Origin of the sequence: uncultured Porphyromonas sp. (assembly GCF_915070105.1) — a bacterium.
Classification (GTDB): Bacteria; Bacteroidota; Bacteroidia; order Bacteroidales; family Porphyromonadaceae; genus Porphyromonas.
Genome location: NZ_CAJZFJ010000090.1, coordinates 1 through 7,274 on the forward strand (window position 1 = coordinate 1; position 7,274 = coordinate 7,274).

General features: G+C 56.1%; 5 protein-coding genes, 1 other RNA gene and 1 pseudogene. All 7 read right to left on the reverse strand.

Annotation, left to right across the window (positions count from 1 at the left end; translation table 11 throughout):
* On the reverse strand, positions 1 to 1,027 hold a 1,027-nt coding region (locus QZ554_RS07785), incomplete at its 3' end, for a sugar-binding domain-containing protein (protein ID WP_366764790.1).
* Between the two features lie 130 nt (positions 1,028 to 1,157).
* Positions 1,158 to 1,566: a transfer-messenger RNA gene (ssrA, locus tag QZ554_RS07790) on the reverse strand.
* 604 nt (positions 1,567 to 2,170) lie between these two features.
* Positions 2,171 to 3,487: a thioredoxin family protein gene (locus QZ554_RS07795; protein WP_297195629.1), complete on the reverse strand. Its 1,317-nt coding sequence runs from the start codon at positions 3,485 to 3,487 to the stop codon at positions 2,171 to 2,173.
* A 30-nt stretch (positions 3,488 to 3,517) separates the two neighbouring features.
* Positions 3,518 to 3,985 carry a hypothetical protein gene (locus tag QZ554_RS07800; protein WP_297195631.1) on the reverse strand — a complete coding sequence of 156 codons (468 nt, stop codon included), beginning with the start codon at positions 3,983 to 3,985 and terminating at the stop codon, positions 3,518 to 3,520.
* A gap of 12 nt (positions 3,986 to 3,997) precedes the next feature.
* Complete coding sequence (locus tag QZ554_RS07805; protein ID WP_297195633.1) at positions 3,998 to 4,708, reverse strand: fasciclin; 711 nt, start codon at positions 4,706 to 4,708, stop codon at positions 3,998 to 4,000.
* 27 nt (positions 4,709 to 4,735) lie between these two features.
* Complete coding sequence (locus QZ554_RS07810) at positions 4,736 to 6,280, reverse strand: RagB/SusD family nutrient uptake outer membrane protein (RefSeq protein WP_297195635.1); 1,545 nt, start codon at positions 6,278 to 6,280, stop codon at positions 4,736 to 4,738.
* A gap of 8 nt (positions 6,281 to 6,288) precedes the next feature.
* A pseudogene (locus QZ554_RS07815) lies at positions 6,289 to 7,274 on the reverse strand (SusC/RagA family TonB-linked outer membrane protein); the annotation flags it as partial.

The following is a 7,274-nucleotide window of genomic DNA, read 5'->3' on the forward strand; positions in this document are numbered from 1 at the left end:
CGTCCTTATCTTTCTCACGCACGAGCTCGACCGTTCGCAGCCCGACAGCGCACTGCGTCGCGTCAAGCACACGGCCACGCTCACCTTCGAGGAGCTCAAAGCGTGCCTTATAGCGGTAGGGCTTGCCTAAGCCATTGGCCCACCACAGCTGGGGATTAGCCAGAGCGTGCAAGCCCCCACGCTCAGTCGGGGTGATGAAGTCGGCAAGGGGTGCCGTACGCTCGAAGACCAGTCGCCCCGTAGCGTCATAGAGGTGGTAGCTGAGGTGCGTCGCTTCGCTCCCTCGGACAGCACCCTCGGGGAGGCGCACCTCGATGGGTAGGCTTCGCTCGGGGTGATAGGTCACGACGGGGCGCTCAGCGAAGAAGGTCGCCCCACGCAGGAGCACTCGTACAGGGCGCCAGATGCCGATGGTGATCATGCGCTCGCCCCAGTCCCAGCCGTAGTGATAGGGTGCCTTGCGGGTGAAGACCGAGAGGTGCTTCTCCGCATGGTCGTTGTCCGCGGGATAGTTGATGCCCGCAGCTTCGTAGAGCGGTAGGGCAGCGGTGAGAGGAGAACGGAAGCGCACCTCCAGGCGGTTCGATGCCGTCACATACGGGCGGATATCGACTTCGTGCGCTACGAACATATTCTCCGCCTCGAGGATCTTCTGCCCATTGAGATAGACCGAAGCGTAGGTATCCAGCCCCTCGAAGAGGAGGTGAATCGACGGATGCTGGAGCTGCTCGGGGCTGAGGGTGAAGGTGCAGGCATAGTCCCAGTCACGCTCACCGACCCACTGGATAGAGTCCTCTGCGAGGCGGTAATAGGGATCGGGGAGCTTGCCCAGACGGATGAGATCCTGCTGTACGACACCAGGCACCGTCGCAGGATGCACCTCGGAGCTGCCGTGCTCGCTGAAGGTCCAGCCACGGCTAAGGGTCAGCGTATCGGAGGGGAGGGCAAGGGCAGCAGTCTGAGACATCATCAGGGTAAGGAGGACAAGGGCGCAGCTATAGAGCGCACGGTGTAGCGATCGGTTCATATACGTGGGGCACTTTGTGGGGCAAAGGATTAGTAAGAAGTGAGTGTACCTCCGACAAAGGTAGTCTATACAAAGAAATCAGGCGACAACGGGGCGGGTGCCACCATTGTCGCCTGATCAGATCCTTAATGAGTGGAGATGCGGGGGTTCGAACCCCGGTCCAAACATGGAACTAATCTGCTTTCTACATGTTTATCCTCACTTTGGGTTTTCGTGTGTGGAGCGCGACTGAGGCTACCATGCCCCACACCTTAGCTCTCTAAATCTGACCCCTGCCCGAGAGCTGGCAGGAGCGATCCCCGAATTTCCTACACCACTGAGCCAGATCGCCTCGGAGAGAACGGCTATCTGAGTGATGTCTCGTCACAGCGATCTGTCGCCGTGATGAAGCGTGTGAACCTACTGTTCTTCGGTTACGCAGCGAGAGCGTAGTTATTTTCGCCAGTTAAAAGTTTGCTCACAGAGATTAGAGTGCTTATGGGCGCAGCACTACATGCTTACAAACCACTTCATCATGCTGTCAAAGCCAAAACATCCCCGTAGTTTGTCCCACAAAGGTACGAAAATATCCCGAGGGCATCGTCTAATAGAGCTAGGGAGGGCAGGAGTCGGTGTGATGGGGCTAATAGGTCTAATAGGTGCAATAGGTCTAATAGGGTGGGCGAAGGTGCCCATGTGCTGGGAGCTGTCTCTGTCGGGCTAGGTAGCTATAGGTGGGCTGTGGGCATATAGGATGTGGGGCTAGGGTGCTATATCGTGGTTTGGGGCGGCAGGGTAGATGGGGTGTATTAGACCTATTGCTCCTATTGGACTTAGGTGGAGAAGCCTGAGGTGGGGTAGGGCGGGATGGCGGGATGGGGGTGGCAGTAGGAGCGGTAGGCCTAAGTCCAATAGGTGCAATAAGTCCAATAGGTGGTCTACGAAGGCTAGGCAAAGGTGCGCTAGGTAGGGGGCAGATGGTGCCCGGTAGGTGAGGTACTAGCTAGGGTAGATGATGGCGGTAGGTGCGCTAGCTAGGAGGGAGCTTGGCTGGGGAGGGCCTATATGATGGGGACGGAAAGGAGGACGCCCCCAGTGCCGAAGGTCGGGCACTGGGGGCGTCGAGCGTTGTTGGTTGGGACTGCCTCGGTGGGCAGTGTGGGGCTACTTCTCGAGGAGGTCGAGGGTGGCGAGCTTGTAGGTGATCGCCCCCTGTACCATCTGCTGGGCTTGCTCCATGGAGGCTAGCTGTAGGCTCTCGGCATAGGCTTGGTTGTAGTACTTACGAGCCGCTGCATAGTCCTTGAGCTCCTTGTAGGAGTCGCCCGCCATGACGAGATAGTTCACCTTGCTCATGATGACGGTCTCGGTGGGGATAGCCTTCTCGAGCCAAGCGATAGCCTGACGGTGATCCTCGGGACGGAGTTTGGAGGCCGCAGCATAGTAGAGAGACTGGGCTGCGGAGGCATAGTCAGAGCCGTTGGCATCTTCGCCGAGGGTATCGAGGTAACGCTTCATGCGCTCTATGTAGGTGGAGACATTCTTGTCCTTGTAGATAGCATAGAGAGCATCGTAGTAGTCGAGAGACTTCTGGTAGGGAGTGGTGTTCTTGAGCTTGATGACGTCGTAGGCCTTCTTGTAGTCGGTACGGATCTTCTCCAGATACTCCTTGTACTTGATGTTGCCATCCTTGACGAGGTTGAGCATACGCTCATCATTCTTCTCGATGATGTAGTAGGCGGCGGACTCGCCGACGGCGCTGATCCACTTGTCGAGGTTCGCGTTGATGTACTCTACCATCTGCTGGGTCTCGGACTCATCGTTCCCGCCGAGGGAGCTGATGATCATGTAGTCCTTCTTGTTGATGATGGAGCCATCAGCCATCTTGCGCTCGAGGTAGCTCTTGTAGAGCTTGCGCACACGTACTACCCACTTCTCTGCGTCCATACCGTCCTGGGTGGTGAGGAAGCGGGGAGCTTGGATGAGGAGCTCCTGCTGGATGCCTAGATCCTGGGGCGACTTGCGATGATCCTCCCAGTACTGCTCGAAGCCCTTCATCTCACCGAGGGCCGTCTTGGCGAACTCGATGAGCTCGGCAGCCTGCACGAAGCCAGCGTTGATCGAAATCGCCTTGCCATCGGAGGCAATGATACCGAGGGTAGGGAATGCCTCTACCTTGTACTTCTTGGCCGTCTCGACATTTTCGGGCTTCTCGGCATCGAGCTGTAGGGAGATGAAGCGCTCGTTGAAGTAGGCGCCGACCTCGGGCTGAGTGAAGACAGTCTTCTCCATCTTCTTACACGGGACACACCACGTAGCGTAGAAGTCCACGAAGAGGGGCTTGTTCTGGCGCTGGGCTTCCTTGAGGGCATCCTCGAAGGTGCCCTTGAAGAAGCGGATACCTTGCTCCTGCTGTGCCGATACGGGCTGCACGATGAGGAGCAGCAGTAGGCTGAGGAGGATATGCTTAAGCTTGTTCATTGGTTTTATGAATGTGTTGAGGGTAAGGGGCTAGTTCTCCTGATCCTGAATGATGAAGGTGCAGAGCCCGTTGAGCTCACGAGAGTAGCCCTCGTTGTAGACACGGAGGTTCACGCTGTAGCGACCATTGGGGAGCTTGTCCACCGCTGAGGGGAAGACGTTGATCGTCCCCCCAGAGACAGTGATCTCACCCGAGGTGACACACGAGCTGAAGATGGCGGCATCACCACCATCAGAGACGGAGACCCCTAGGTACTCAAAGTTCACAGGGTTTGTCCCCGAGACCCCTTGGATACGCTGGCTCGTCCAGGGAGCAGGGTACTGCTGGGTCTTGCTGTGCGGGTTGTCCGCGTCTACAGTGCGGTAGGCATACACCTCCTTCTGAGGGAAGGAGGCATAGGTGGTGTCTAGGTATCCCACGGGGATCTTACGGCAGGCCGTGCCTAACGTGAGGACGAGGAGAGCCATGAAGAGGCTCCGATAAAGGAAGGCTTGCATATATAACTGGGGTTAGAAGTCGGTGGGACGGAAGTTGTACTGCAGTGAGTGCACAATGCCCGTAGTGGTACGGATGTTATGTGAGGCTACAAAGCTCGTGACCTGCGTGGAGGCTGAGACGAGGAAGAGCTGCTCAGGACCAGTGCCTGGGACATTATTGAAGGCTGTGCGGAAGGAGTAAATCCATAGCTTCTTACCAGAGGCCATCGTGTAGGTCTTCCCTCCGGTACCAATCGGATTGCTACTGTCGGTAGAAGCACGCCCCGGGGTGAAGCTCTCTAGGGGAATAGCTTCGCTAGGGATAACACCATTGAGGATGAATGCCTTTGCTTTGTTGGCGTCTAGCTTATCTAGAAGCTCTAGTACCTGATCATCGGTGAGCTTCTGAGCCTCGGCCTCGCCGTCACCACCATTGTTGGTGATCTCGTCGGCATACTGCTTGAGCAGATATCGGCGCCAACTATGGTTCGTGATGCCGAAGCAAGTGATCTGCTTGCCATAGGTGCTCGTCCCCTCGAAGGCAGACTGCAGACCTATGCGCTTGGATAGGCGAACCATCATGCTCCAGTCGTAGGGGTGGGACTCGAAGTAGGCCCACATGCTACCTGGGTACTCCCTCTGGGCTAGTCCCGTTTCGACAAAATTATATTTGGTGCACGCACTCAGCAGGAGCAGTGAGACCACTGCAAGTAGGGTGCTGAGTCGTCTGAGATGGATAGTCATACGATATACGTAGCTAAGGGGTGAGACTTAGAAGTAAGATACCCAGTACTTGCGCTGGAGGATAGAGCCGTTGATAATCTTCCCTGACTTATCTAGGTAGGCAGTCTGAGGGATGGGGAGGTTGAGAGCACCCCCAGCGATCTCTGTGGCGGTGAGCTGCTGGAACTTGCCCAGGAGCTTGGTCGCCTGATAGCCATTGCGCAGGATGTCGTAGAAGCGGCTGTCGTTCTCTATGACGAACTCACGCTCCCGTTCCCGGAAGATTGCCTGCTTCAGATCCCCCTCTCCTGAGGCAGGGTAAGCCGTGGCACCTGCACGCTGGCGGATCCTGTTGAGGTCTGAGGTGGCATTGCCAGTCTCACCGAGCTTAGCATAGCACTCAGCACGTAGCAGGTAGATGTCTGCTAGACGCCAGTAGACGTAGTTGGCATCCACACTTGTGAAGCTCAGACCTGATGAGCTGCTTGCATCGTTCGCGAAGATTGCATTGCGGAACTTATAGGGGATCGCATAGTCCTTGCCATCCACTATGTGTGTCTTGTTGACCTCATAGAAGAAGGCTGTGCGACGTGTATCCCCAGCATTTGGATAGAGAGCCTTGACAGTAGAGGCAAGGAGACGGAAGGGGGTGCTGGTGATATCCCCTAGAGTCTTGGTCTTGTCGACTGGCCAGGAGCAGAAGTGCGAGGCGACTTCGTTGTGCGTCACCGCAGTGTTGCTACGAGTCTTATCGTAGACGAGACTGAAGATCTCCTCGGGGTTGTCTGCCGCTGGATTGGAGAGGAGCTTACAGAGCTCTTCGGGGCTTGAGACGAGCGAGTAGCTACCAGCCTGCCCATTGATGAGTGCGCTTGAGTAGTTGATGCTCTTGCGGTAGGCCTCCTGGGCATTAGCGCCAGAGAGTCCATAGAGCTCAATCATGCTCCCCTTCCATGCGTAGAGATGTGCAAGGAGGGCAGCGGAGTTCCCCTTAGAGGCAAACTGCTTGCTGGTGATGACTGCACCGCTGAGGTTGCGGAGCTTGTCGTGAGTAGGCAGGATGCTGTAGGCCTGCTCCGCATGGTAGATCGCCTTGTCGATGACCTGCAGCATAGAGGAGAGGGCATATTGACGTACCGCCGAGGTGCTCTCAGGGATAGCTGCTAGACCATAGGCACGGGAGAGGGTGAAGTAGCTAAAGCCGAGGGCGAACTGTGCCTGCCCGATATGGTAGGCTCGGCGCTCATCGGTGAGCCCCTGGGTACGATGAATATTCTCGAGTAGGAGGTTGGACTCGAAGATCACATTGTAGAGTGGCTTCCAGTCGTAGTTGCTACCCGCTACGGCTCGTGGGTTCCATTCCCTCAGCTCGTCAGCCGAGCTGGTCTCGTCGGCTAGAAGACCTACCTGAGTGAGGATACTGGTGGCATCCATACAGTTGTTCAGGTAGAAGTGTATGGACACCGTGGTGGCATTCAGTTCGCTCTCCCTACTGAAGGCATTGCTGTAGGTGATCGAGTTCGTAGGGGTATAGTCGAGAGTGCAGGCTGTCGCTAGGAGCGATAGAGCCATGCAGGATATTAGGTATCTCATCGCAGTGACTAAAACTTGAGGTTGAGTCCGAGGGTGAACTTACGGCTCAGAGGATACATCTCACCCGTGTCCTTACCGGTGTAGGGGTTGACGATCTCAGGATCTAGGCCGGAGTAGTTTGTCAGCAGCAGGAGGTTCTCACCAGAGAGGTAGAGGCGCACGTCCTTGAGGTGTAGTCGCTTGAACCACGACTGGGGCAGGCTATAGGAGAGGGAGAGCTGCTTGAGACGCAGATAGCTCACGTTCTCGATATTGCTGTCGATGTCGCCATCGTACTGCCCGATGTAGCCAGAGTCAGCGAAGGTGATCGCAGGATACTTCGTCTGGTCTCCAGGCTTCTGCCAGATGGAGGCCTTAGAGAAGTCGTTCATCACGGGGCCAAACTTCTGGTTGAAGTTGAAGGCGCTGTTGGCGACCATGTTCATCATCTTACGCCCGAGGGTGTAGGTGAAGAGGACGTTCAGCGTGACCCCCTTGTAGGTGAACTGGTTGGTAATCCCCCCGTAGGCTAGTGGCAGAGCGCTACCAGCGTAGTAGGTATCCTTCGCATCGATACGTCCGTCGCCGTTCTGATCCTTGATCTTACGGCCACCGACACGTAGGGGATAGTTCTCATTCTGGAAGTAGAGAGGAGTACGCTTCCCTAGCTGGTTGTAGTGGTAGGGGATATCCTCCTCGCGCTGTACGATGCCCTCATCCTTGTAGGTATAGATCCCGTAGGTGGGGCGACCGAGTACCTTGTCATCGAGGTCGGTGTTGTCGTATGAGGCACGGAAGAGGTTCCAGTTGCGGGCGATATTGAAGCGCATTGTCCAAGAGAATTCCTTGCGCTTCATGAGGTCGGCTGTGAGGTCAAGCTCTAGCCCTTCGTTGGAGATAGCAGAGGAGTTAACCCAAGTCTTCTTGGATAGGAAGAAGTTCCCTGGTGTGGGAACCTGTACGAGCAGGTCGTAGGAGTACTTGTAGTAGTAGTCGAGCTTGACCTTGAAGCGGC